Annotated in this window: 17 protein-coding genes; 8 read left to right on the top strand and 9 right to left on the bottom strand. The window is 60.1% G+C overall.

Annotated features, from left to right (window positions below; all coding sequences use genetic code 11):
- The first annotated feature begins 56 nt into the window (after nt 1-56).
- Nucleotides 57-665, top strand: coding sequence for a LysE family translocator (locus DQN55_RS11940; protein ID WP_048379648.1), 609 nt, complete (start codon nt 57-59; stop codon nt 663-665).
- Here DQN55_RS11940 and punR read toward each other — a convergent pair.
- Nucleotides 662-1582 carry a DNA-binding transcriptional activator PunR gene (punR, locus tag DQN55_RS11935; RefSeq protein ID WP_048379650.1) on the bottom strand — a complete coding sequence of 307 codons (921 nt, stop codon included), beginning with the start codon at nt 1580-1582 and terminating at the stop codon, nt 662-664. The two genes, DQN55_RS11940 and punR, sit on opposite strands and share 4 nt — an antisense overlap.
- 118 nt (nt 1583-1700) lie before the next feature.
- Here punR and punC point away from each other — a divergent pair, with 118 nt between their 5' ends.
- Nucleotides 1701-2882 (top strand): purine nucleoside transporter PunC, encoded by a 1182-nt coding sequence (punC, locus tag DQN55_RS11930; RefSeq protein ID WP_048380616.1) that lies wholly within the window; start codon nt 1701-1703, stop codon nt 2880-2882.
- A gap of 68 nt (nt 2883-2950) precedes the next feature.
- Here the strand turns inward: punC and DQN55_RS11925 are convergent, their stop codons facing one another.
- Nucleotides 2951-3646: a pirin family protein gene (locus DQN55_RS11925; protein WP_048379652.1), complete on the bottom strand. Its 696-nt coding sequence runs from the start codon at nt 3644-3646 to the stop codon at nt 2951-2953.
- Between the two features lie 266 nt (nt 3647-3912).
- Here DQN55_RS11925 and DQN55_RS11920 point away from each other — a divergent pair, with 266 nt between their 5' ends.
- Nucleotides 3913-6399 (top strand): UvrD-helicase domain-containing protein, encoded by a 2487-nt coding sequence (locus DQN55_RS11920; protein ID WP_048379654.1) that lies wholly within the window; start codon nt 3913-3915, stop codon nt 6397-6399.
- 142 nt (nt 6400-6541) lie between these two features.
- On the opposite strand, the gene DQN55_RS11915 is transcribed toward DQN55_RS11920, so the two are convergent.
- Nucleotides 6542-6820 (bottom strand): DUF1652 domain-containing protein, encoded by a 279-nt coding sequence (locus DQN55_RS11915; RefSeq protein WP_048379657.1) that lies wholly within the window; start codon nt 6818-6820, stop codon nt 6542-6544.
- A 254-nt stretch (nt 6821-7074) separates the two neighbouring features.
- Between DQN55_RS11915 and DQN55_RS11910 the strand changes: the two genes are divergently transcribed.
- From DQN55_RS11910 to DQN55_RS11895, 4 genes are read left to right on the top strand one after another with little or no spacing between them, the layout of a single operon-like run.
- Nucleotides 7075-7893 (top strand): helix-turn-helix domain-containing protein, encoded by an 819-nt coding sequence (locus DQN55_RS11910; protein ID WP_048379659.1) that lies wholly within the window; start codon nt 7075-7077, stop codon nt 7891-7893.
- Between the two features lie 49 nt (nt 7894-7942).
- Complete coding sequence (locus tag DQN55_RS11905; protein WP_048379661.1) at nt 7943-9349, top strand: NAD(P)/FAD-dependent oxidoreductase; 1407 nt, start codon at nt 7943-7945, stop codon at nt 9347-9349.
- 33 nt (nt 9350-9382) lie between these two features.
- Nucleotides 9383-9724: a cupin domain-containing protein gene (locus DQN55_RS11900; RefSeq protein ID WP_048379663.1), complete on the top strand. Its 342-nt coding sequence runs from the start codon at nt 9383-9385 to the stop codon at nt 9722-9724.
- A gap of 54 nt (nt 9725-9778) precedes the next feature.
- Nucleotides 9779-10858, top strand: coding sequence for a polyamine ABC transporter substrate-binding protein (locus DQN55_RS11895; RefSeq protein WP_048379665.1), 1080 nt, complete (start codon nt 9779-9781; stop codon nt 10856-10858).
- On the opposite strand, the gene DQN55_RS11890 is transcribed toward DQN55_RS11895, so the two are convergent.
- The 5 genes from DQN55_RS11890 to DQN55_RS11870 form a co-directional block, all read right to left on the bottom strand.
- Complete coding sequence (locus tag DQN55_RS11890) at nt 10859-11839, bottom strand: 2-hydroxyacid dehydrogenase (RefSeq protein WP_162199349.1); 981 nt, start codon at nt 11837-11839, stop codon at nt 10859-10861.
- Between the two features lie 14 nt (nt 11840-11853).
- Nucleotides 11854-13149: an MFS transporter gene (locus tag DQN55_RS11885; protein ID WP_048379666.1), complete on the bottom strand. Its 1296-nt coding sequence runs from the start codon at nt 13147-13149 to the stop codon at nt 11854-11856.
- Between the two features lie 54 nt (nt 13150-13203).
- Nucleotides 13204-14166 carry a sugar kinase gene (locus tag DQN55_RS11880; RefSeq protein WP_048379668.1) on the bottom strand — a complete coding sequence of 321 codons (963 nt, stop codon included), beginning with the start codon at nt 14164-14166 and terminating at the stop codon, nt 13204-13206.
- On the bottom strand, nt 14159-14941 hold the full coding sequence (locus DQN55_RS11875) for a sugar phosphate isomerase/epimerase family protein (protein WP_048379670.1): 783 nt from the start codon (nt 14939-14941) through the stop codon (nt 14159-14161). Before DQN55_RS11875 ends, DQN55_RS11880 begins: the two co-directional genes overlap by 8 nt.
- Nucleotides 14942-15033: 92 nt before the next feature.
- Nucleotides 15034-16059 (bottom strand): LacI family DNA-binding transcriptional regulator, encoded by a 1026-nt coding sequence (locus DQN55_RS11870; protein WP_048379672.1) that lies wholly within the window; start codon nt 16057-16059, stop codon nt 15034-15036.
- Between the two features lie 229 nt (nt 16060-16288).
- On the opposite strand from DQN55_RS11870, the gene DQN55_RS11865 reads away from it, so the two are divergent.
- A complete protein-coding gene (locus tag DQN55_RS11865) occupies nt 16289-23095 on the top strand; it encodes a TcdA/TcdB pore-forming domain-containing protein (RefSeq protein ID WP_053070898.1) in 6807 nt (2268 codons plus the stop codon).
- A 33-nt stretch (nt 23096-23128) separates the two neighbouring features.
- Here DQN55_RS11865 and DQN55_RS11860 read toward each other — a convergent pair whose 3' ends face one another.
- Nucleotides 23129-24763, bottom strand: a complete 1635-nt coding sequence (locus DQN55_RS11860; protein ID WP_048379674.1) for a methyl-accepting chemotaxis protein — start codon at nt 24761-24763, stop codon at nt 23129-23131.
- Nucleotides 24764-24919: the final 156 nt, after the last annotated feature.

The raw sequence follows: 24919 nt of genomic DNA, 5'->3' as shown, positions 1-24919 counted from the left end.
TGCCGACGTGGCAATCCGATAGGGTGGATCGATTGCTCCTACAGGCCACACTCCCCATGCCATTCTCCCTCGAATTACTTTCTGCATTTGCGCTGTTTGCGTTTGTCTCCTCCATCACCCCGGGGCCGAACAACACGATGCTGCTGGCCTCGGGCGTCAACTTCGGATTTCGCCGCACCATTCCCCATGCGCTGGGGATCAGCGTCGGTTTCATGTTTCTGGTATTGGCGGTCGGCTTGGGACTGGGCGGGGTATTCAAGGCGGTACCCATGGCCTATACGGTTTTGCGCTATTTGGGGGCGGCCTATTTGTTGTACCTGGCCTGGAAAGTCGCCACCTCAGGACCTGTTTCGCAGTCTGATACCGCAACTGGTGTGCCCCTGGGATTCTGGGGGGCAGCGGCCTTTCAATGGGTCAACCCCAAGGCCTGGGTCATGGCCGTTGGTGCCATCACTACCTACACGCCGTCTCAGGGGTATATCGCCAATGTGTTCATCATTGCGCTGGTGTTTGCCCTGATCAACCTGCCCAGCGTCTGTGTCTGGGCAGGTTGTGGCAGCGCATTGCGCAACGTACTGACCAAACCCAGGTGGTTGCTGGCGTTCAACCTGTCTATGGCGTTACTGCTGGTGGTGTCGCTGTACCCGATCCTGTTCGAGCACTAATCCTCGACGTCACTTTCATTGAGCCATTCCTGGCTCAGGGTCGGCGTATCCCCCAGATACTCCAGCAGCCAGCTCATGGCCGGCGAATGATGGTTCTGGGCCCAGGCGATACACGAAGGGCTGGCCGGGAAGGGCCGTTGCAAGTGCAGCGCCACCAGTTGCCCTTGTGCAATCAAGGGCTGGGCCAAGTGTGCGGGCACCATGCCCACGCACAGGCCGTCACTCAGGCATCCCAGCCCGGTTGACCAGTCGGGTACCATCATTCGCCGTTGATTATCCAGGGTCCAGGTGTCGCGCTTGGGCAGGCTGCGGGAGGTGTCGTCCATGCACAAGGACGGGTAGGGGCGCAGTTGTTCATCGCTCAGCAACCCTTCAATCGATGCCAGCGGATGCTGCGGGCTGGCGACGCACAGCCAGTGCAGGAAGCCCATGTCGCGAAAGGCAAAGCTGCCCGCCACCGGCACCGCGCGGGTAGCGCCGATAGCGATATCGGTGCGGCCGTCGACCAGTGCATCCCAAACGCCGTTGTACACCTCGTAGTGAACGATCAGTTCCACGTCCGGGAAGTGCCGATAGAAATCGATCACCATCTGCTGGCAGCGTGGCTGCTTGATGATGGAGTCCACCGCGACCCGCAACTGGCCGCTCCAGCCATTGGCCACTTGCTGGCACAAACGCCGTGTGCCGAGCATTTTTTTCATGACATCCCGGGCTTCCTTGACAAACATTTTGCCGGCCGGGGTCAGTTCGACGTCTCGATGACGGCGTACAAACAGCGGTACGGCGAGCCACTGTTCGAGTTGGCGCACGGTATAGCTGACGGCTGAAGGCACGCGGTGCAGCTCTTGCGCGGCGCCACTGAAGCTGCCGTGCCGGGCGACGGCATCAATCACATCCAGGGAGTATTCTGACCACATGTACTTGCCTTCAAAATATTTGATGCCAGTCGGCAATTATTATCGCTTCACAAGCAAATGGTCAGCTGGATAATGCACGCCAGTCAACAAATTGTTTGATGGCAAGTTTTGGATGACCATGAAGAACTCTTTTGGATTTACCTGTTATCTCGCCGGGCTCAGCATGCTGGGCTACCTGGCGATGGATATGTATTTGCCCGCTTTCGGTACCTTACGCAGTGAATTGCAGCTCTCGGCCGGTGCTGTGGGGGCAAGCCTGAGCATCTTTCTGGCGGGTTTTGCATTTGGACAGTTGTTGTGGGGCCCGTTGTCGGACCGTCTGGGCCGCAAGCCGGTCTTGCTGGCAGGCCTGTCGCTGTTTGCGCTGGGTTGCCTGGGGATGCTGTGGGTCGAGAGCACCGCGCTGCTCCTGAGCTTGCGGTTTATTCAGGCGATTGGCATTTGCGCCGCGGCCGTCACATGGCAGGCACTGGTGATTGACCGTTATCCGGCGGACAAGGCAAACCGGGTGTTCGCCGGCATCATGCCGTTGATGGGCCTGTCACCTGCACTGGCGCCGCTACTCGGTGCCGTGGTGCTGAGCCATTTTGGCTGGCAGGGCATATTCGCGGTACTGCTGGGGCTGGCGGTCATGCTGATCGTGCCCACGCTGTTGCTTAAAGAAAAAGCCCGTGTGACGCCTTTGCGGGTGAAGAGCGGGGTGACTTACTGGCAATTGCTGCGCACTGCCAGTTTCAGCGGCAATGTGATGATCTTTGCCGCTTGCTCGGCGAGCTTTTTCGCCTGGCTGACCGCTTCACCCTTCATTCTCGGTGATATGGGCTACAGCCCGAGCGATATCGGTCTGAGCTACGCGTTTCCGACCCTGGCCTTCATGCTGGGCGGTTATGGTTGCCGCAGCGCCTTGCAGTACATCAAGGGTCGCAAGCTCTTGCCCTGGCTGCTGCTGGCTTACTGCGCAAGCATGGCGGGGTTGTACTGGGTCGCCACACAAACCGAGCCGACGCTGGCCACTTTGTTGATTCCGTTTTGCCTGATGGCGCTGGTTAACGGGGCGAGCTATCCGATTGTGGTAGCAAATGCACTGATGCCGTTCGCGGAGAATTCCGGCAAGGCTGCGGCGCTGCAAAACACCTTGCAGTTGGGGTTGTGCTTTCTCGGTAGCCTGCTGGTGTCGAGTTATATCAGCCAGCCCTTGCAAATCACCGTGGAGGTGATGCTGGCCACGGCGCCGCTGGCAGTGCTGGGTTATCTGATACAACGTCGTCAGGCCCGCCGGGAAGCACTTGCTACCCGTTGAGCCTGTTTTGCCGTTGACATGAAAAGGCCGGTCACCCTTGAGGTGACCGGCCTTTTTAGTGCCTTGCTTCAGGCGACATCCACCAGCACGATCTCGCTGTCTTCGATCGCGGTGACCCGCAGCACCGCTTCATCGACGATGGCCACACCGTCCCGGGCGCTGGCCCGCAGGCCATTGATCTCGATCACTCCGGTGGCGGGCACCAGATAGGCACGACGGCCGCTGTCCAGTCGATACTCCGCGCTTTCGCCGGCCTTGAGGTTGGCTGCCACCAGTCGCGCATCGGCGCGAATTCGCAGGCTTTCGTCGTCACCTTGCTTGCCGCTGGCCAGGGTCACAAAGCCTCCGCGTCCGTCTTTTGGGAAGGGTTTGGCGCCCCAGGCAGGTACATCACCCTGCTGATTGGGAATGATCCATATCTGAAAGATCTTGGTAGGGATCGGCTCGAGGTTGTACTCGCTGTGGGCAATCCCGGTGCCTGCGCTCATGACCTGCACGTCACCGGCTTCGGTACGGCCTTTATTGCCGAGGTTGTCCTCATGGCTGATCGCGCCTTCACGAACGTAAGTAATGATCTCCATGTCACGGTGCGGGTGTTTTGGAAAACCGGTTCCCGGGGCGATGACATCATCGTTCCACACGCGCAGGTTGCCCCAGTTCATGCGTTGTGGGTCGTAGTACTCAGCGAACGAAAAGTGGTGATGGGCGTCCAACCAGCCATGGTTTGCACCGCCCAGGGTGCTGAAAGGTCTGAGCTCAAGCATGATTCTTCTCCGGTTCAGGTCAGCCGTACGGTTGAACGGTGGCCAGTGGTTGATGGAGTGATTTTGCATCAAGGATATATCGATAAAAAGGTTAAAAAATGCTTCAAAGCAATCGATTAAATAGATGGTTATGCAGCGCTAGCAAAGCTGAATCACCTTTGGTTCAGCGCCTAAACAGCTGATGCCTAAGCAATTAGCTAGATATCCTCGCCCATTGCGGCGACCATAGCCCATCCTCCCGAACAACCTCACACCCTGGAGTCAGCGTGCCGCAACACACCCCCGAACTGCCTGTCGAACTTGCCCCTGTCACTCAACTGCCATTGCTCAAGCGCCTGGCCGCACGATTGTTTGGCAGCGGCCTTAACCGTTTGCGCGCGCAACATGCGGCGTCCTGGTTGCAAGGTCAGGCGGACGGGTTTCGCAGCGGCCACAGCGCAGGGATTGATTACGGCTTCCAGGAGGGACATGCCGAGGGGCTGGAAGAGGGCCGCCAGGTGCTGTTTATCAGTGACACCCGTGCACAGGAGCTGCGAGCCCCCGGCATCGACGACAACCTCTTCGACGACTGGCGCTTGCCGCTGACCCCCGAACTGAAAAAGCAGATCAAGGCCGATGTGGCCGCGCTGCTGCCTGCCCATGCCCAGCCCAGTGCAGCCCAATGGAAGATGATCTTCAGTGATACACCGTCAACCTCCGTCGTGGCCGGGGCCGGGGCGGGCAAATCGACGTCACTGGTGCTGCGGATTCTATTGCTGACGCATTACCTGGGGTTTGAGCTCGGGTCGATGACGGTCGTGACCTTCACCCGTGAGTCGCGCAAGGATTTCATCAGCAAGTTGCAAGAGGTTTTTGCCCTGTGGGGCAGGAACCTGAGCCTTAAAGAGGCGCGGGAGGTGGTCCGTACCTTCCACTCGCGTATTTTGCCCCTGGTGCGCAGCCTGCCTGGTTACGGGCAGTTGCAGGCCTTCGAGACGCTCAATAGCCGCAGCCTGTTCAACGATGACGACACCGACAGCAACCCCTTTGACTTGCGTATCAATGATGCGCAGCGTCAGCAGCTCAATGCGTGCTATCACGGGCTGTATACCCGGGATGAGCGTTTTCGCCAGGCGCTTGCACCGTTGTGCCGGCATGCCCTGCAGCTCAAGGAACTGGAGCGCGATCACCCGGACGTGCAAAAGCGCATGGCAGTGACTGAGCTGGCCGCCAAGCGCGACGAAGAGTTGTGCGACACCCTTGAAGACCTGTGGTTTGCTGCAGGCGCCTGGCCCATCAAGGGCATCGAACCCAACCGCGAAACCCTGGAAATCAACGGTTCGCACTTCCACTGTCACGGCTATATCCCGCAACTGGATGCCTGGGTCGTGCTGGGCTTCGACCCGCAGGAAAACCCGCAGATCTGCCGCCCAGGCGCCAAGCTGAGTGTGCGGGCAGAGTGGGCGGTCAAGCGCACACTGTTTCGAGCTTTCTGTAACAAGCCTTTGATCTGGTTGGAAAACTATGACGCTGCTAAGCGCGTCATTGCCTCGCTGGCGGGGGATGCGAGCGCCGGGCCGGGGTTCGACTACAAGCTCAAGGGGGAACTGAGCTCGGCCCCCTTGCTCGACTCGTTTGTATCCGCGGCGAGCTTTATCGAGAACCTGGGGCTTGATGTGGCGGCAGCAGTCGGTGACATGCGCTTTGCCAAGGACGATCCGGACCGTTTCTTTTTCGAGGCCCTGAGTCTTTACTGGCGCGCTCTGGAAGATCACCTGTTGGCCCAAACCCCGCCGGTCATGACCTACAACCGCATGTTCTCGTTGTTTGGCGAGAACACGCCACAAAACTTCAAGCTCTTGAGTCACGAGCAGTTGCGGCCGTTGTCGCACTTGATGATCGATGAATTCCAGGACGTTTCGCCACAAATCGTGTCGTGGTTGCGGGCCAGTCTGCGGGAGATTCGCAGCCGGGGCCCTGCGATGCATGTCGGGCGGGGAGCCCAGCGTTCGTCATTGCTGTGCGTGGGGGATGACTGGCAGTCAATCTACGGCTGGCGTGGCAGCTCGCCGAAATATTTCATGGCGTTCAACAAAGAGTTCCCGTCGCCCGCCACGACCCGGGTCATGCTCAGCGACAACTTCCGCAGCCACCAGCACATCATTGATGCAGCCGAACATATCGTGCGCGCTGCGCCCTCGATTGCCGGAAAACGGGCCAAAGCCAGCGGCGAACCCAAGGAACTGGTGCCGGTGACGGTCTTGCCGCGTGACGAGCAGGATCTCGCCACACGCTTGATCGAGCATTACCATGCCGGTGATCGGATCTTAATGTTGTATCGAAAAAGCAGCGATAAAACATTGATTGAAAAGGAAATTCAATCTGTAGTTAATGTTGATTCTAGATTGACGCCTGAAGACCGCCGGCTCAAGCAACTGACGTATCACAGCGCCAAGGGCTTGCAGGCGGATGCAGTTTTCCTGCTGGGCGACTGCCAGCACCTGACATCTTCGCCGTACAAGAACCAGGTGTACCGGATGGCAGGTCTGGGCAAAGATGGCGATCCTGATCCGTACGATAACGCGCAAAAAGACGAAGTATTGCGCCTCGCTTATGTCGGCATCACACGGGCAGTCAAACATTGTTACTGGTACCTGGAGAAGCAGGATGCCCAAGGCCCCAACATCCCCAAGGCCTCTGATCGTATTCCCGCCGGCAAGGCATTTTTCGAGGATTTACGAGGGGTGGATACACCTCTTTTGGCGAACCCTTAACGTAGCGGTGGACGAGTCGCACGAGGCCGCGTCCCGGCTGCCCAGTCGGGCGTAGCCCGCTGTGCTCGCAACGACTACTGCCTGTAGCCGCTGCCGAGGCACGAAAGCTGCGCAGCGAGACACCTGTTGCTCGGCAGCGCTATCAAGCCAGCGCCTGCCATGCCCGGGGTGGCACGAAACTTTCGAGCTCGTCCTCCACCGCCTGGATGATCCGGGCCACTTCGCCGGTATTCATGACGGTTGCACAAGGGATACCGGCAATGGCGATCAGGGTTTCGCCGCTGGCACGGTCAAACAGCCGGGCAATCATGCTGCGCGGGGCGTCCATGCTGGCTTCGAAGCCCATGGGGTGGAAATGCCAGCGCATCAGTTGGCAGGCGTTGGGAAAAGAAACTTTGTTGACACTGTTTGATGTGTTCATAGAGCGATTCCTTTTGCTCTGGGCAAGTACGGCACGGGTAACCCGGCCGCGCCATGTTTACGATTGTTTCGTGTTCAAAGCTATCATCCCGAAGTAGTGGCGATAAGCCTTTTTTTAACCGAAGCCCACTTGTTTCAACAGGTTTTGATGCACGTCATGGGCTGAAGCGGTTTTTCTGCAGTTGTCGGGCATCCGATGAGTGTTGAAGCCGGGCCCCTGACGCGGCACTCTCATGTTTTGTTTTCGAGCATCTTATGTCAGCCCCAGACGACTGCCCTGAGCAGACCCGCGCCACTGGCGAAACCGTGTTGCGTTATCACCTGTGCTGGAAACACCGGGACTTGGAAGGGGTGATGGCGCTGTACCACCCGGACGTGCGCTATCACGACTTTTTCCAGAACCGCATGATGGTACTCGATGAGCTGCGCGAGTACGTGCAATTGTCCATGCCCAGAGAACCCGACGAGGCGCTGGAGCATAGCGACCGCATTCGTCTGGATGGCGACACCGCATTCATTCAGTACCGCATGACCCTGCGAGGCAGCCAGGGTCTGGTGTCGTTCCGCGCCAGCGAAGCGATCACGGTGCGCGACGGGTTGATCTGGTGCGTGAATGAATATGCCTCTCTGGTCCACGAGGAGGCGCAAAATACCGTACGCCCGCCGTCGCTACGGCCTGCGGCAAGTCGATTGGGGCTGTCGGCACGGCAATTGAGTTTTATGGCTCAGGACCTGCAAACTTATTTTGAACAGCAACAACCCTTTCTCGATCCCGATCTGGACCTGCAGCAAGTGGCCAAGGCCTGCGGTTACACGCGTAACCAGATGTCGTATTTGCTGAACCAGGTGCTCGGACAAAGCTTTTACCGGTATGTGAACCAGGCACGATTGCGCCATGTGCTGGCGGCGATGGACGCGGCCCGGTCTCCGGTCAAAGTCGATGACGTGGCCTTCGCGGCGGGGTTCAATTCCCTGTCGGCGTTTTACAGCTGTTTCCGTCAGCACACCGGGCAGTCGCCCAAGGCCTACGCCAGGCAAATTTCTCTGCGGGTACGCGCGCAAGACTCGCCCTGAGGCCCGGAGATAGGATCGACCCATTCTTGATCAAGGTTTGGAGTCGGCAATGCCTGCATGGCGCACTATCAGCCTGTGGATGGACCAGCTTGGGGACGATCTGGCACCACGGCCTTCGCTGGCCCATGACCTGGATGTCGATGTACTGATCATCGGCGCCGGTTATACCGGACTCTGGACCGCGTATTACCTCAAGCAGCACGCCCCTGAGCTGAGCGTTGCCATCGTCGAGGCACAAACAGCCGGGTTTGGTGCTTCGGGGCGTAACGGCGGCTGGTTGATGGGGAACTTGCTGGGTGAGGACCGGCTATTGGCAGGGCTTTCTCCTCAGCAGCGGCGTGAATCATTCGGCTTGCTGCATGGCATTATCGATGAAGTGCAGCGCGTTACTGAACGGGAAGGCATCGACTGCGATTTGCGCAAGGGGGGCGCGCTCTATTGCGCCGCGCGCTATCCCGAGCAAGAGGCCAGCTTGCGCAGTTATCTGGCTTCGCTCTACGCCCAGGGATTGAGCGAAACGGATTATCACTGGTTGAACCCGGCGCAACTGGCGCAGCAGATTCGTGTCGCACGGCCCTATGGCGGCATTTTTACCCCGCATGTGGCCACCCTTCATCCGGCCAGACTGGTGCGCGGCCTGGCACGTGCCGTTGAGCGGCTTGGGGTCACCATCTTTGAACAAAGCCCGGTTCTCGAGTGGCGCTCCGGTCATGCCCGTACGGCCAGGGCCGACGTCCGCTGCCGCTGGGTGGTGCCCGCGGTAGAAGGGTATGCCAACACGCTGCCGCCCTTGGGGCGTTATCAACTGCCGGTGCAAAGCCTGCTGGTGGCCACTGAACCGTTGTCCGAGAGCCAGTGGAGCGATATTGGCCTGTCGCAGGGGCAAGCCTTCAGCGAGAGCAGCCGACAAGTCACCTATGGCCAGCGTACGGTCGATAACAGGCTGGTGTTTGGCGCCCGGGGTGGCTATCAGTTTGCCGGACGCTTGCGGCACAACTTCGACCTGACTCAAAGTGAAATCGACCTGCGCCGCTACCTGTTTGGCGAACTGTTTCCGCAGCTCAAAGACGTACGCATCAGTCACGCCTGGGGCGGCAACCTGGGCATGTCCCGGCGTTTTCAGCCGCACATGCTGTGCGACCGGCAGCACGGTATTGCGCTGGCCGGTGGCTATGGCGGTGAGGGCGTGGGCGCGAGCCATCTGGGCGGGCGAACCCTGGCGGACTTGATCCTGCAACGCGACACCCTTGAGGTCCGGCAGCCCTGGGTGTTGACCGGTGGCGGCCTCGGAGCACTCAAGGCATGGGAACCGGAACCCTGCCGCTGGTTGGGTTACAACGCGATTATTCGTAGTTTTGTGTACGAAGACCAAACCTTGGCCAACCCGAACAGCTCGCCCTGGCGTCGGCAACTGGCCAGCCGTTTGGCCGGGTTTATGGAAGGTTTCATGCAGTAACCCCCTTGGCCTTTATCTGATCAGGAAACACCCATGAGCATTACTCACTTTAAAAATACCGCCCACATGACGCTGGACGCGTCCTCACCCGTGGCGGTGCCGCTGGGCACCCCGGTGGCCGTGACTTCGGTGACCTGTGTCGAGTGTCATGACGGCGTCGAAACAGGCATCTGGGCGTGCACGCCCGGGCGCTGGCGCCGCCAGATCGTGCAGCAGGAGTTTTGTCACTTTATTCAGGGGCGCTGCACCTTCACCCCCGATGACGGTGAAACCCTGACGATAGAAGCGGGCGATGCACTGATGTTGCCTGCCAACAGCACCGGGATCTGGGATATCCAGGAAACCGTGCGCAAGACCTATGTATTGATCCTTTGATCACCGAAACCTGCCAATAAAAACAGCTGCTTAAAAACTGCAAGGAATCGAATCATGATCCGCATGGCCCTGTTGCCCCTCATGCTTGCCGGTACGCTGTGTCAGGCTGGCGAGACAGTGAAAATCTACAATTGGTCGAGCTATATCGCGCCGGATACGCTGAAAAACTTTCAGCGCGACACCGGCGTGGCTTCCAGTTATGACGTCTATGACAGCAATGAAACCCTGGACGGCAAGTTGATGACCGGCAACTCGGGCTACGACGTGGTGTTTCCGTCCAACCACTTCATGGCGCGACAGATCCAGGGGGGCGCGTTGAAGAAACTGGACAAGAGCCAGTTGCCTAACTGGAAGAACCTCAACCCGGTGCTGCTCAAGGCGCTGGAGGTCAATGATCCTGGCAACCAGCATGGCTTCCCGTATCTGTGGGGCAGCACGGGTATCGGCTACAACATAGACAAGGTCAGGGCGGTGCTGGGAGAGGACGCGCCCCTGGATTCGTGGGACCTGATTTTCAAGCCGCAGTATATGGAGAAGCTCGCCAAATGCGGGGTGGCGATTCTTGATAATGGCCCGGAACTGTTGCCTGTCGCCCTGAACTATCTCGGGTTGCCCCACCACAGCAAGGACCCGGAAGATTACAAAAAAGCCGAGGCATTGCTGCTAAAAGTCCGGCCGTATATCAACTACTTCCACTCATCCAAGTACACCGGTGACCTGGCCAACGGCAATATCTGCGTGGCTGTCGGGTTCTCCGGGGATATTTTGCAAGCCGACAGCCGCGCAAAAGAGGCTAAAAATGGCATCAATATCGGGTATTCGGTACCCAAGGAAGGTTCACCCATCTGGTTCGACATGGTGGCCATGCCCGTGGATGCGCCGGACGAGAAGGCAGCCTACAGCTATATGAACTACTTGCTGCGCCCCGAGGCAATGGCAGAAATCACGAACTACGTGCATTACGCCAATGGCAATCAGCAGGCGGATGCCTTGGTCAACCCGCAGATCAAGGCCGACACCAAGGTGTATCCAACCCCCGCGATGATGGACACCCTGTTTGCGCTGCAAGCCATGCCCTTGAAAGTCGATCGGGTCCGCACGCGGGTGTGGACCCGAATCAAGGCCGGTGGCTGATTAACGGATAGCGTGCGGGTTAACCAGGTTGGCCGGGCGTTCACCCGCCAGTGCGGCCAACAGGTTATCCACGGCACAGCGCGCCATGGCTTCACGGGTTTCAAAGGTGGCCGAGCCAATGTGGGGCGTGGCCACAACGTTATCCAGTTGCAGCAGCGGCGATGCCGGGTCCACAGGCTCACGTTCAAACACATCAAGCCCTGCGCCGCGAATCTGACCGTCTTGCAAGGCCTGAATCAACGCCGCTTCGTCAACCACTTTGCCCCGGGAGATATTGATAAAGATGCTCTCGGGGCGCATCAGGGCAAATTGTTCGGCGCCGATCAAGCCTTCCGTTTGCGCCGTCAGCGGCAAGGTCAGGCAGATAAAATCCGCTTGCTGCAGCAGTTGTTCCAGGCTGCGGTACTGCGCATTGAAACGCGCTTCAACAGCCGGTTTTGGTGAGTTGCTGTGATAGATCACCGGCATGCCGAAGCCAAAGTGTCCGCGCTGTGCAAGGGCTTCGCCAATGCGGCCCATGCCGATAATGCCCAGGGTCTTGCCATGCACGTCGGTGCCGAAATGCTCGGGGCCGACGTTTTTTTGCCAGAGCCCGTTACGCACCCGATTGGCCAGTTCCACTACACGCCGGGCGCTGGCCAGAATCAGCGCAAAACCGGTGTCTGCTGTGGTTTCGGTCAGCACGTCCGGAGTGTTGCTCAGGAGGATCTTTCGTTCGGTCAGGTAGTCGATGTCGTAGTTGTCGACACCGACGGACACGCTGGCGATGGCTTCGAGCTGCGGGGCCAGGTCCAGAAACTGTGCATCCAGCTTCAGGCTTGCGCCCAGCAAACCGTGGGCTTGGGGCAGGGCAGCCCGCAGCTGGTTCAGGCCTTCAGCATCAAGGCGCTCGATCAGCGTGACCCGGGCATTGGCCTCAAGACGTTGCATCAATGGCTCGGACAGTTTCTTGTACAGCACGACATTCTTTTTCAAGGTCATCACTCACATTGCAATCAGGAATGGGCCAGACGTTGCTGGGCATTGAAAGTCGGTGTCACCGGGTCTTTGGTCGTGGGCTTGAGCATCAAGGTCAACAGCACGGAGATCAGCAATGCACCGCTCATCAACAAGTAAGACGCGCCCGGCGAGCCGGTTTCGCTGTTCAGGTAGCCCACCAGATACGAACCGCCGAAGGAACCCAGCGCGCCCATGCTGTTAATCAGCGCCATGGCACCGCCTGCCACGTTGGACGGCAGGATTTCCGGAATGATGGCGAAGAACGGGCCATAAGGTGCATACATGCAGGCACCGGCAATCACCAGTAGCGCATAGGACCACCAGAAGTGTTCGGCCCCCAGTGCGTAGGAACCATAGAAGGCGACTGATGCGATCAGCAGCGGCGGCCAGACAAAGCGTTTGCGCTTTTGCAGCTTGTCCGAGCCCCAGGACACCGCCAGCATCGCGATCACGGCAGCCAGATACGGCAGGGCCGACAGCCAGCCGGCTTCGATCATGTCCATCTGCGCGCCTTGCTTGAGAATCGAAGGCAGCCACAACACAAACCCGTAGACCCCGATGCTCCAGCAAAAGAACTGCAGGGCCAGCAGGATGACTTTTGGCGAACGGAAGGCGGCAGCGTAGTTCTTCACCGGTTTCATCCCGACCTGCTCGGCATCCAGCGCACTTTGCAGGTCTTGTTTCTCCTGACCAGTGAGCCATTTGGCATCACTTGGACGATCATCGGCCAGACGCCACCAGATGAATGCCCACAATACGGCTGGCAGGCCTTCGACGATGAACATCCAGCGCCAGCTGTAATGCTGCACCAGGTAGCCCGAGACCACCGACATCCAGAGCATGGTCACCGGGTTGCCGAGGATCAGGAAAGTGTTGGCGCGCGAGCGTTCGGCGCGGGTGAACCAATGGCACAGGTATACCAGCATGGCCGGCATGACGGCGGCTTCAACCACTCCGAGCATGAACCGGATAACCACCAGCCACCACGCGTTGGAAACCACGCCAGTCAGGGTTGCCAGGCTGCCCCAGAGTATGAGGCTGACAAAAATCAGTTTTTTAACGCTGTTGCGCTGGGCGTAAATCGCTCCTGGCACCTGGAAAAAGAAATACCCGAGGAAGAACAGCGCCCCCAGCAACGACGAAAGCCCCGGGGTGATGTTGAGGTCCTCGGCCATCCCGGACGCCGCCGCAAAGCCATAGTTGGCGCGATCCAGATAGGCCAGGCTGTAGGTGATGAACACGATGGGCATGATGTACCACCACCGACGGGCGGCGAGTTTTAGCGAGTGCATAGTGGTGCTCCTGATCTTGTTGTTTTTGTCGCAGCAGGTAACAGGTCAAGCTGATCACGGTGTGGGAACAGGTTCGGCGTGTGTGGTGTGGCGCGTCAGTTCGGCGCGGGTCGGCAGACCTTCCATATCGCCCCGGCTTTGCACGGCCCGGCTGCCAATCCAGTTGCCGCGTTGTACTGCTTGGGCAAACCCGAGGTTTTCCAGCAAGGCGCTGATTACGCCTACGGCAAACCCGTCACCCGCGCCGACGGTGTCAATCACACGGCTTACCGGTACAGCGGGAATGAACTCTTCGGTCCGCGCAGTGCGATAAAACGCACCCTTGGCGCCCAGTTTGATCACGACGGCTTCCGCGCCTTGATCGAGATAGAACGCGGCAATGTCGGACGGATCGTCGTAACCGGTCAGTAGCTGGCCTTCGCTCAACCCCGGCAAGACCCAATGGGCATGGGCGGCGAGGGCGTTGATGTCACGGATCATTTTTTGCTCGCTGGCCCACAGGGAAGGCCGCAGATTCGGGTCGAACGACACACTGTTGCCGGCGGCGCGCATCGACTTCATCAGCTCGAAGGACAATGCGTTGCAACTGTCCGACAGGGCAGGCGGGATCCCGGTGGCATGTAAATGGCGGGCGCTGAGCAGGGGAGCGCTGAGCGCGTCAAGGCTCAGGTGGCTGGCGGCAGAGCCACGGCGGAAGTATTCGACCTGCGGGTCGCTGCCATCGTCGACTCGGGACTTGAGCTGGAAGCCTGTCGGGTGCTGCGGGTCGATTTCGACATGCTGGCAGTCCAACCCTTCAGTTTGCAGGGTGTTGAGTACAAAGCGGCCAAAGGAGTCCGCGCCGACACGGCTTAGCCAGGCCACGTTGAAACCGAGCCGAGCCAGGCCAATGGCGACGTTGCTGTCAGCACCGGCAATGCGCTTGTGGAATTGCCCGACCTGAGCCAGCTCGCCCGTGTGTTCGGCCACCAGCATGGCCATGGTTTCGCCAAACGACAGCACATCAGGCTTAGACATGGCTCAGCTCCTGTTGCTTTTGGCTCAAGCGGGCCAGAGCGGCCACGTGTTCCTGGGTCAGGCCGTCCAGGTCGGTACCCTGCAGCGGGTACTCGATGGCGCGCGTCAGGCCGTGGCGCATATGACTCATGAGGTGCTCCCAGCTGTTCAGGTCGGCAGCCGTCGGCGGGGTGGCGACCAACTTGCCGTCCGGACGGCGTACAACGCCTTTGCAGTGCAGGTAAGTGACATGGCGACCCAGCAGGCGGGCGGCGGTGCTGGCCGATTGGTCTTGCCACTGCCAGTTGCCAATGTCGAAGGTCATGTGGATTGGCGCTTGCTGCTGCTCGACTTTGTCGAAGAAACGCTGCATCGGTTCGATACGTCCGCCCTGGCAGGTCTGGTCGTTCTCGACCAGCAAGTGCACCGGCTGCTGGTTGAGGCAGGCGGCAAGGGTTTGCAGATCGCAGTGTTCGGTGAAATAGCCGAGTGACACTTTCAGCCATTTGGCGCCAAAGGCGTGAGCCCTGTGCAAGGTGGTGAGCAACTGCGGGTTAGGCCGCGATTGCCCGGCTTCCCACAGTTCCAGAGGCGAAGAAAATACGCACTCGAGACCGTGTAGCTGTACCGCCTCACTAAAGGCAACGGGCTCTTCGTGGGTCAGCAGCTCTTCACGCAACTCGATGCGCGATGCTCCGGCGTTGGCCAGAAGCTCGATAAAACTACCTTGCCCGCGCTGGCGTACCAGCTCGGCGCCATAGCTCGACAGGCTGATGGATACGGGGAATGTTGTCATTATTGTTAACCTCTGAAACCGGTTTCATTTTTTATTGAAAGTGTTGTGTAACAGGCAGGACACCCATCTGCGGGTGTCCTGCCGGTAAAGCGTCAGGCAGTAATGGTCTGGGTGGAGCCGCGAACGATCAGCTGCGCCGCAAAGTCCAGCGCCCGTGCCGGTGCTTTATCGCCGCTCAGGCGTTGCAGCAGGCAATTAAAGGCATTGGCGCCGATCTGTTGCGTCGGTTGGGCGAGAGCGGTAATGCCGCTACCGACCAGGGGGAACCATTCCAGATCATCCAGCGCAATCAGGCCCACGTCGTCGAACAGGCGGCAATTCAACGCACGCAACACCTGCATGCATGCCAGCGCGGCAATGCCGTTGGCGCAGAACAGCGCTTTGGGGCCGGCCCCGGGGGTATGCAGGAAGGTTTTGATCTGGTCATGCAACTGGCTGCCGGTCTGAGCCACAGCGCCTTTCAGGGCCGGGCGTGCCGCCAGTTGCGCGGTAAAACTGTTGATACGCTCGACGCGGGAGCTGGTGCCATCGACCGGCTCGCTGACCATCAGCAACTCGCGGTAACCCTGCTGCTGAAGATGCTCCAGGGCCATGCGTACCGCCCCCGCATTGTCCAGGCCCACCAGATCGGCGTGCAGTTGTTCGACTTTGCGGTCGATCAACACGATGGGCATTTCCTGATGCAGCGCTTGCAGTGCGTCAGGATGATGGCCAAGGGTATTGAGGATCAGACCTTCGATGTTGTAGGAGCGCAGGGCGGCGAGGTGTTGATGTTCTTGCTCGTCATTGCGGTCGGTGTTGCACACCACCAGGTTGTAGCCGTGCTGGCGGCAGGCAGTTTCGACGCCATGCATGACCGCGATGGAGTAGGGGTTGCGGATGTCGGCCACCAGCATACCGATCAACCGCGTGCGCCCGCGCTTGAGGCCGCGGGCCATTTGATTCGGGCGATAACCCAGGTCGTCGATGGCGCGCTCGATACGAAGCGCCGTGGCCTCGGAGAGCAAGGCGCGGTCTTCGCCAATAAAGCGCGACACGCTGGCCTTGGACACGCCGGCACGTTGGGCAACATCAAGCATGGTCACGCGGGAGCGCTGGGCAGCAGAAAAACTGTTCACGGCCTGAAACCTTTTATTTGAGTTATCGCAGGCGATTGAGTGCATTGCACTGAAACCGGTTTCAGGAAAACTCAAATCACCCGTCGGCGTCAAGTGCCGTTTATAAACTGGTGTTTAAAAAGCGCCTGCTGCACCTGTGCAAAGGCTTCGTTCCGATAAACGATATCTATCTACTCCCGGGCAGGCGACCCGAATCCGCATCATCAGGTCTTTGTTCCAGGCCTCAGTCATGCCCAACGTCCCGCAAAGCGACAGTTACCGTTCTCTTCTCGAATTCGCCCGCCAGGTGTTTAACCGCGTGTGCAACACGCCCGGCATCAAGGCCTTGGTCCTCGCGCTGAAAAAGCCCGCCGATACCCCGTGGACGGCCCCGGACATTGCCGATTACCGGAGCCTCGAGCAGCGGTTGGCGCGCGCGGCCTACGCGCACTACTGCAACGCCGGGGCGGCAGGCAGTGACGCGGCCGCGGGTGAAAAACGCCAGTACTTCGATTACCTGCTGGCACTGGATGCTCACACCGCCACGATCGAGATCCGCGAATACGGGGCAGAGGACAGGCCGCTGCATTCACTTCTGCCGGATGCGTGGGATACGCCACGGGATCTGGTCATGACGCCCAGGCGTACCGGCGATCAGCCTGTGCGTTCCAGTACGGGGGCGCAACTGACCCTCAAGGTCGACCCGCTGTACATCAACACACTGGCCCTGGCCCTAGCTCACATGTTCAGCGAGGACGCCCAAGGCTGGCTGGTACAGGCCCGGATTCCCGGGCCTGTACGCTTGGGCAGGGGGGACGTGTACGCCGTTGTCGATCTGTCGGTTGCCGGAAGCGGGCAGGTGTCAGCCGTCGCAGCAGGGTTCGCCGGGCGCTTGCCCGAGACAATGCGCGTCGATCATGCGCCGCCCGGCATGTATCGCGTGGCAAAAGGGATTTTCTATGCCGAGACGATCGAGAGCGGGTCCGGCAGTTACGGCCAGGCCCTTGCGGGGCGGGTTGCCACGGCCTGCGCCCGGGCGATGCTGACCAACTCGCCGATTGAACAGACCTTGCCCTATGCCTTGCTCGTGCGCGGTTATGACGTACACACCCCGGCAGTGCTGGCCCAAGCGGTATGGGACCGGCAACTCAAAGGCGGGCTGATACCCACGAGTGGCGGGTACGCATCCCGCCCGGGCAGCGACGATATTCATCGTTTCATTGCGGACCCTGTGGCGTTTGCCGGTGCCAATGTGTTCAGCGCCGAAAGCCTGGGCAGGTCGGTGCGAAGGCTGCCGGCCGAAGGGCACGCGCAACTGGTGAAGGTCGGGCCCCGGTTGTACGAAGTTGAACCGGCCACGTCCGGGTCTGCTGCCAATAGCGTGCCGGCGTATTTTCTCGGGTACGAGGGCGCCAACCAGGATAATGCGCAGCCTGCTTATGTCGATATTCCCCGCCAGGCGCCAGCCGGCAGTCTTGTGTTTACCGGGACGCTGTCCGGCTGTTCGGTGGTGGTCACCCGGCTGAGCCCCACGATGTACCGGGTTTACCACGACGGCCGGGTCAACAGCTCGCTGCTGTATGACGATGTGGTGTGTGCCGTCGATTATCTGGACTACCAGGTGCCGGGTACGGCAGAAGGCCTGGCGTCGGTCTTTATGCATTACACCCAGGGTGACTGGCAGTTGGTACTTCAGCGTCAGGCGTATCAGCGCGTCGGCGATCATGTCTGGCCGATGCTGCGCAGTAACGGGTCGACCGTGTCGGTTCATGGGCCAGAGCCCCGCGTGCTGCAGCGCAAACAGCTTGAGTTCACTGCTTACCGCGAGCAGGTTCATCGTCAGTTGAGGCGCTTGGCCGGCAAGTTTCAACTGCCAGTGCCTGCGGCCATCGAGGGGGTGTACAGCGGTGGCGCGTTCAGCCCCGAGCATCCGGCGCTGGCGGGCTGGAATGCTTTGCGCAGCGAGCTGTACGGCAGGCTCGATACTGACCTGCAAGGGGTGCTCGCCAAGCGTCAAAGCCTGTATGCCGAGCGCCCGGGGTCAGGCCGAAAGGGTTTCGTCGACGAGCAGATCAGCCGGCTGAACGACACGATCGATTACTACCAGGCGTATTTCTATACCGTGCTGGGGGAGGCGCAGAGTGTCGAAAAAACCTGGTTGTGGCAGCAGATCAAGGCCAGCGGTGGCCTGTCAGCCGTGTTGTTGAGTGATGACAGGTCGCTGCAGAGTGCAGGACGGGTACCCGCTGACCGCCAGGCTGACTATCTCGAACAGGTGCTCCGGCAGTCGGCTGTGTTGTGCGAGCATTTTCAGCAGGCCGGGAGTCGTTTCGAGCGTCTTGTGCCGCAGGATATTTACCTGTCGCGTGTGGGCGACCCTTTCGGAGGCCGTTGCTATCCCTTGGTGAGGGCCATGGCTGTTGCGCTGGCGATCGGCGGTGAAACTGGCGCGGACGCCCTGGTGCAAAAGCTGTTCCTGGCCGCCGCCGATCCGACGGGGGGCAGCGCCACGTTGTTCAAATACAGCCTGCAAACGCTGCATGCCAATCTGGCGGCGGTTCAAGCGTCCAGCAGCACCGGTACCTTCACCTTGCCCGAGGTGGCGTCACGGTTCAAAGCCGCCGGCAGCACCACGATGTTTGCGCTCAATACCCGCACTCACTCGATGCTGCTGGGCTGTGTGGTGGGGGCAGGTGTGCGCCGTGACTACTTCTATGACCCCAACCTCGGGGTTTTCGCATTCGATGAGACCGAGCGCCTGTTCCAGGCCTTGCAGCAGCACTTGCTGGAGGCCGGGCTGGCGGGTTTGTATGCCGCTTACGGCAGCCTTCCGCAGCCCGGCTTCAGGCTGGTCGAAATCGATACGCGCAAGATGGCCTCCATTCCGTTGGGCTATGGCTTGCAGGTCGCTGATCTGAGCCGGCCGGATGAACTGGCCGATATCGTCGGACAGCGGCAACAGGTCGACACTGCAGTCGCCGCGCATGTCCGACTGGCCGAGGATCTGCCCATGCGCAGGGCGCTGGCGATGCTGGAGGCAGAGCGTTGGGGGGCGCGTTTTCATGCGGCCAGCAGTCGGTTGAAGCACGAAGCGGGCCTGGACCACCGCTGGTTCCCCGTGCTCGATAACACCGAGCATCACGGCGAAGACCGCTACCGGGTGCAGTTTATCGACAGTGAATACCCCGGCCGGACCCGTTGGGTGAACAGCGAAGCGTCAGTCTTTGCCGAATTTTGCCGTTACCTCGATACGCAGATGCGCCGTCTGCGCCCGCCTTCCGGTACAGCCGTGTCACGGAACATGACCGATGCGCACGTTGACGGTCTGAATGCCGGGTTTGCGATCAAGGCGCTGATTCAATGGTTTGCCGATAAGAAACGCCAAGGGCCAGTGCAGCCCTTCGTTTCATCGGAGCGCGCAGCACTGCTCAAGATTCACAGCTATTTCACGGCGGTGCAGATGGCACAGGGCGCCGCGCAGGATGCAATCCGTGTGCTGGAGCTGGCACGTACCGCCTTGCGTGAGGACGTGCTGAGTACCGGGGAATCACTCAAGGGCGTGGCCGCGCTCCTGGCTCGGACAAATGAAGAGGTCAGCCTGGTCTTCGCAGAAGTCATGGTCGGCCTGGACATCTACGAGCTGGCTTATGCCGGAAATGAGCTGCAACGGGCGGTTCACGGCACTCTGCTGGCGTTCGATTCGGCAAGCCTGGTCACTGGCGTCGCCGGGGTTACCAGCGGCTTGATGGGCGCCTCCACGGCCTCTGCGGTGTTGGGTAGCACAGTGACGATCCTGGGCGGACTGTCGGTGGGATTTGTGGCGCTGGCACAGGCATTTGGCGCTGTGGCAGACGATGCCAGAGCGGTGGGTCGCTATTTCCTGCAGGTCGACAGCGCCTACAAGGCCAGGGGTTATCGCTATGACGACACGCGCCAGGTACTGGTGCCGCTGGCGGGCGCGGTGATCAGCCGCCTTGACCTGGTTGAGGGGAGTGTGACCTTTGGCAGCCAGTACATCTACAGCACGCAATCTGCCTGGATCGGCGACCTGCCACAGATTGACCTTGACCGTGAGCATGCCATCGAGGTGCGCAGCGGCATTGGGTATGTCGCCAGCCGGCAGCCCTTGGCGTATAGCGATGCCCGGTCGATCATCCTGCCGGCGACCCCCATGTCGTGGATCGCTCACGACTACGGGCTGCTGCCTTTTGCCACTTTTCGTGATGATCCGGGCTTCGAGGTGATTCGCAGGCTTGAAAGCGAGCGGTTCGCTTACGACTTTTATGTCTTCCCGGGCGAGCAGATCATTCGCCGGATACGCCAGGAATATGTACCGACCACGGTCGATGTGATCCTTGGCCCGGGTCCCCGGCACCTGCTGGTGCCCGAGCTGCCCGAAGCGTTGCAGGGTTACCTGACCTATTCCTTTACGGGTGCGGGTGATACAGGTGACTACCTGCTTGAACTCCGGGAGGGTGTGAGCGTGCGACTGGTCAGTGGTCTGCCCTCGGAGTGGCTGATCGATACCCGCCAGTTGCACAGTGATGAACTCCTGTTCCTGGCGCCTCAACTGCAAGCCGACGGTGTGAGTGTCCGTCAGTACCGGCTGGTGGCAGGCGGGGTACTTATCGAGCTGGATCCTGTACATGCCTGTTGTCTGCGGGTGCTCAAGCATAACCGTGAAGGTCATCGCCTCAACTGCATGACTCAAACCAGCGAAGTGGAGAGCCTGGATGCCGCTCAGTGGGGCGCACAGGGCACGCGCTTCGAGCAGCACCTGCAGGCCCTGGCAAGTGCCCACCAACTGCACGGGCAATATGTGCAGGTTGAGAACTACCAGCATCAAGGGCGGCCTGTAGGCCGGGGGTTTTACGACGTGAGCAAGGCGCGAATGCTGTTCACCGACAGCCCGCAGGCAGTGACCCGGGATGCCTGGCTGGGTGCTGTCACCGATAAGCATGCCTATTTCCATAGTGCTCAGGCCGGGATCGCCTGGCGGGTCGATGTCGCCAGCGGACAGTTGCGCGGGCAATTCCATCCCCAGAGCCGGTTGCACGGCGCGCAGGCGATCCGGCTCTGGCAGGAGGGCGACAAGGTCTACCTCACGCAGCGCCAGCCACCTTCAGGCACCCCGGAAACCGAGCTGATCTACCAGATCCAGGGCCCTGAAATGGCGCTAGTACGCATGAAGGGGGATGACCATCTGCTCAAGCAACTGGCGCTGCGTTCGCAGTATTCGGCCATCCTCAGTGGATACCGGCACAGTCCGCCGGGGCAAACCCTCGACCGCTTGATTGAGCCGGCCATTGCGCCGCTGGTGCTGGTATATGGCACAGATGCCGAAAGTGTTGATCATCGGTACTGGCTACGCACTGCGGACAGTGTGCTGATCAAGCCCAACCTTGAACCCCCGGCAGGTCATGCCGGGCACCAGAGCGCAAGCCAGCAGCCCCGCAGCGCGTGGCCGATCCCGTCTGATCTGGTGCTCGCGGGCAATCTGACCCGCTCCGGCGGTGGCGAGGTGTTTTTCTTTTACAGCAAGGCAGAGCAGGTGCTTTTCCGCCAGGTCGGGCCTGGCGCGGAACGCCTTGATGCCAACCTGCCCAGTACAAGGCGGATCATCTGTCCGCCGTTGGCGAATTTGCTGCAGGCAGACGGCAATTTGATTGCCATCACCGCAGACGGGCGAGTGGCCCGTGTCGATGAATGGGGCCGGCTGCACACTGAAGCGGTCAATCCACATTGGCTCAAGGGGCAGGCCTGCTGGTGGGAAGCGCTTGATACCGTCACGGACGCTAGTGCCACGCTTGCGGTATTCGGTGTACAGGCTGCCGAGGGCATGCAGGTGCTGCCGGTGTGGTACCACAAGGGCCAACTGGTCGTGGCCGCGCCGCCCCTGCAAGACAAGGCGCTGCAGTTCCTCGGATTCGAAGCGGACGGCAGCAGTGCCCGCCTGTTTGAACCCGAGAGCGGCACGTTGTATTTTCAGCCGCCGCTGCCTCTGGATGACAGGGCAAAAGCTTTTGGAGCCGGCACGGTCCTTAAAGCCGGTGTACACCTTCCTGCGCCCCGTGAGTTAGTGCCGTCATTGCGGTTGAAAGCGGTCCAGCAGGTTGACGCCGGGTTGCGGCTGACCACGCGCCAGGGCGAAATTGTCGTGCGTACCCGCAGCGGCGAGCTGCAACTGACAGGGGTCGACCAAGCCTGGCAGTACGAGGCCGTTGAGCCAGGGCGGCGAGGGCAGGCATACGATGCCGAATGGCAGCAGGCCAACTTGCCCGACTTGTCAGAGGCACTCGTGGCACTTGCCCGACGTTGGCGATGTACGGGCGTGCTCACCTTGCAGGGCACTGGCCGCTGGTTTGAAGCGGGTAGCGGTTTGCTGGTTTCGGCGGGGGGGATTCCCCATGCAGACACTCTGCAATTTGTCGGGGCGGGAATCAGCAACAAGGACGCCTACGTGTACAGTCCCGTTGCTGCGGCGCTGTATCACATCGACGGGAACGGCACGGTACAGCACGTGAGTCGCTTTGGTCGTGTCCAGCGCGTGGGGGCGGTGTTGTTGCTTCAAGGTGCTGGCCCCGGAAGCATCAAGCCCTTGAAGTTGAGAGGGGTCGACAGCGTGGTGATCGGTGCTGGCAGTCATGGCGATACATTTTTCTTCAGCAAGAGCGCCTGGGCGCATTACCGTACGCTGGTGATCGAGTACACGCCGCAGGTTCAGCACCTGCACCGTCTGAGCCTGCCAGTGGATGATCCCGGAAAGATCCGGGTCAGTCGTCATGACGACGATCTGGTCTTGATGGATGCCACAGCGCAGACCTTGCTCGTGGTGCGCCAGGCATTTCATCGTCAGGCAGGCGACCTGTTGATCGAGCTGCCTGACCCCGGGTTTGTCGTGCCGCTCAGTCAGCTGCTTAAAAACATGCTCAAGTATGCGGGGCAGCGTGACGGGCACGTTGACTCGGGAGCCAGTCGGCAATGGCGGGGGGTGGCCAGTGCCGTCGACCGTTCCCGAGGCCCCAGCCTGGCGGCGTTGAGCGGGGCTGTGGAATGAGTGCCAGCAGCGGGCTGGCACGGGCGCAAGCGTTTACGCTTTGAATTGACGCAGCAACCCGCTGAGCTCGGCACTCAACCCCTTGAGATGAAGGCTGGCGGTACTCGATTGCTCGGCGGCCAGCGCGGTACTCTGCGAGAGCCCGGCCGCCCGGGTGACATTTTGATTGATGTCTTCCACGACATGGGCCTGTTGCAGCGTGGCGCTGGCAATCGAAGCGTTCAGTCCATTCAAAGTGCTCAGGGCCTGGCCAATGCGGGTCAGGCTGTCTCCGGCCCGGGACGCTTGCTCAATGGTTATTTGCGAAGCTCGATTGCTGCTGCCGATCACATCGACTGCCGCCTCGGAATGAGCCTGCAAGCCCTCGATCATGGTCTGGATTTCGGCGGTCGATTTTTGCGTGCGCTGTGCCAGCAGGCGCACTTCATCGGCCACGACGGCAAATCCCCGGCCTTGCTCGCCGGCACGTGCTGCCTCTATCGCCGCATTGAGCGCCAGCAGGTTGGTTTGTTCGGCAATGGAGCGGATCACCTCCAGCACGCTGCCAATTTCGCTGCTTTGGCTCGCCAGTGTACGAATGACCTCCACGGCTTGGCCGATGGTGCCTGACAATTGATTGATCTGCTGCAGGCTGCTGTCGATGTTCTGTTGGCCTTGCTCCGCCTGGCTTTGGGCTCCGCGCATTTCGCTGGCGGCGTGCTCGGCATTCCTGGCCACTTCTTGCACGGCGTACGTCACTTCATTGATCGCGGTCGCAACCTGATCCATTTCCAGGGCTTGCTGCTGGCTGCGTTGTTGCGCGTCCGTGGCGTCGCTGCCCAGCGTGGTTGAAGACTGGTCCAGTGCAATGGCGGTGGCTTGCAGCTGGCTGACCACGCGGCGCAGCTTGGCGACAAAATCATTGAAGTGCCGGGCCAGTGCCGTGACCTCATCCTCCCCATGGGTATCGAGGTTGCGGGTCAGGTCGCTTTCACCGCTGGCGATATTGGCCATGGCATGGACGGCCTCTTGCAGGGGGCGCACGATGCTGCGGGCGATGACCGTCACCAGTGCTGCCATGATCAGCGCAATCCCCAGGCCCGCCCAGCAGGCCTTCCACACCTGGGCCCGGAATTCGGCCTGCATGTCGTCGATATACACGCCAGAGCCGATGACCCAACCCCAGGGCTCAAACAATTGCACGTAAGAAGTTTTTTGTACCGGGGCTTCAGCGCCAGGCTTGGGCCAGCGGTAATCGACCATGCCACCGCCCTTGGTCTGGGCGAGCCTGGCCATTTCATTGAAAATTGCAAAGCCGTCAGGGTCTTTGATCGCGGACAGGTCTTTACCGTCGAGCGTGGGGTTGGTGGGATGCATGACCATGAAGGGACGCAGGTCGTTGATCCAGAAATAGTCGTCGTGGTCGTAACGCAATTGGCTGATTGTGGTCAGTGCCTGCTGCTGCGCCGCAGCCCGTGTCAGCGTGCCGGTACTTTCCAGTCCCTGATAGTAGGTGAGTATACCGCTGGCGGCTTGCACCACATTCCGGGTCTGTTGTGCCTTGCCTTGATAGAGATCGTCATGGAGCTGTTTGAGCATCAACAAACCCAACGCCAACAACATGGCCATTGCCACGATCAAAATCAGCCACAGCCGCTGGCTGATGGACAGTCTGCGTAAGGTATTCATAAAGCAGTCACCCCTGTTTTTTATTCTTGTTGTCATCCATGAGCAGGTACCCGGCAGTCAACGACAGAACCCGTCATGAAAATTGCGTCATGTGTCATAGCAGCGAAAGTGCAACGTGTCTGATAGGATCTCGGCCGCAATTCGTAAAGCTGCATC

Origin of the sequence: Pseudomonas taetrolens (genome assembly GCF_900475285.1) — a bacterium.
Classification (GTDB): domain Bacteria; phylum Pseudomonadota; class Gammaproteobacteria; order Pseudomonadales; family Pseudomonadaceae; genus Aquipseudomonas; species Aquipseudomonas taetrolens.
Note: the sequence above shows the minus strand (reverse complement) of the source record. Positions and strands in the feature narration are given on the sequence as shown.

Excerpts from the sequence above, each read along its gene's own strand:
- DQN55_RS11940 (WP_048379648.1), top strand. The coding sequence starts at position 57 with ATGCCATTCTCCCTCGAATTACTTTCTGCATTTGCGCTGTTTGCGTTT.
- punR (WP_048379650.1), bottom strand. The coding sequence starts at position 1,582 with ATGTGGTCAGAATACTCCCTGGATGTGATTGATGCCGTCGCCCGGCAC.
- punC (WP_048380616.1), top strand. The coding sequence starts at position 1,701 with ATGAAGAACTCTTTTGGATTTACCTGTTATCTCGCCGGGCTCAGCATG.
- DQN55_RS11925 (WP_048379652.1), bottom strand. The coding sequence starts at position 3,646 with ATGCTTGAGCTCAGACCTTTCAGCACCCTGGGCGGTGCAAACCATGGC.
- DQN55_RS11915 (WP_048379657.1), bottom strand. The coding sequence starts at position 6,820 with ATGAACACATCAAACAGTGTCAACAAAGTTTCTTTTCCCAACGCCTGC.
- DQN55_RS11910 (WP_048379659.1), top strand. The coding sequence starts at position 7,075 with ATGTCAGCCCCAGACGACTGCCCTGAGCAGACCCGCGCCACTGGCGAA.
- DQN55_RS11905 (WP_048379661.1), top strand. The coding sequence starts at position 7,943 with ATGCCTGCATGGCGCACTATCAGCCTGTGGATGGACCAGCTTGGGGAC.
- DQN55_RS11900 (WP_048379663.1), top strand. The coding sequence starts at position 9,383 with ATGAGCATTACTCACTTTAAAAATACCGCCCACATGACGCTGGACGCG.
- DQN55_RS11895 (WP_048379665.1), top strand. The coding sequence starts at position 9,779 with ATGATCCGCATGGCCCTGTTGCCCCTCATGCTTGCCGGTACGCTGTGT.
- DQN55_RS11890 (WP_162199349.1), bottom strand. The coding sequence starts at position 11,839 with ATGACCTTGAAAAAGAATGTCGTGCTGTACAAGAAACTGTCCGAGCCA.
- DQN55_RS11885 (WP_048379666.1), bottom strand. The coding sequence starts at position 13,149 with ATGCACTCGCTAAAACTCGCCGCCCGTCGGTGGTGGTACATCATGCCC.
- DQN55_RS11880 (WP_048379668.1), bottom strand. The coding sequence starts at position 14,166 with ATGTCTAAGCCTGATGTGCTGTCGTTTGGCGAAACCATGGCCATGCTG.
- DQN55_RS11875 (WP_048379670.1), bottom strand. The coding sequence starts at position 14,941 with ATGACAACATTCCCCGTATCCATCAGCCTGTCGAGCTATGGCGCCGAG.
- DQN55_RS11865 (WP_053070898.1), top strand. The coding sequence starts at position 16,289 with ATGCCCAACGTCCCGCAAAGCGACAGTTACCGTTCTCTTCTCGAATTC.
- DQN55_RS11860 (WP_048379674.1), bottom strand. The coding sequence starts at position 24,763 with ATGAATACCTTACGCAGACTGTCCATCAGCCAGCGGCTGTGGCTGATT.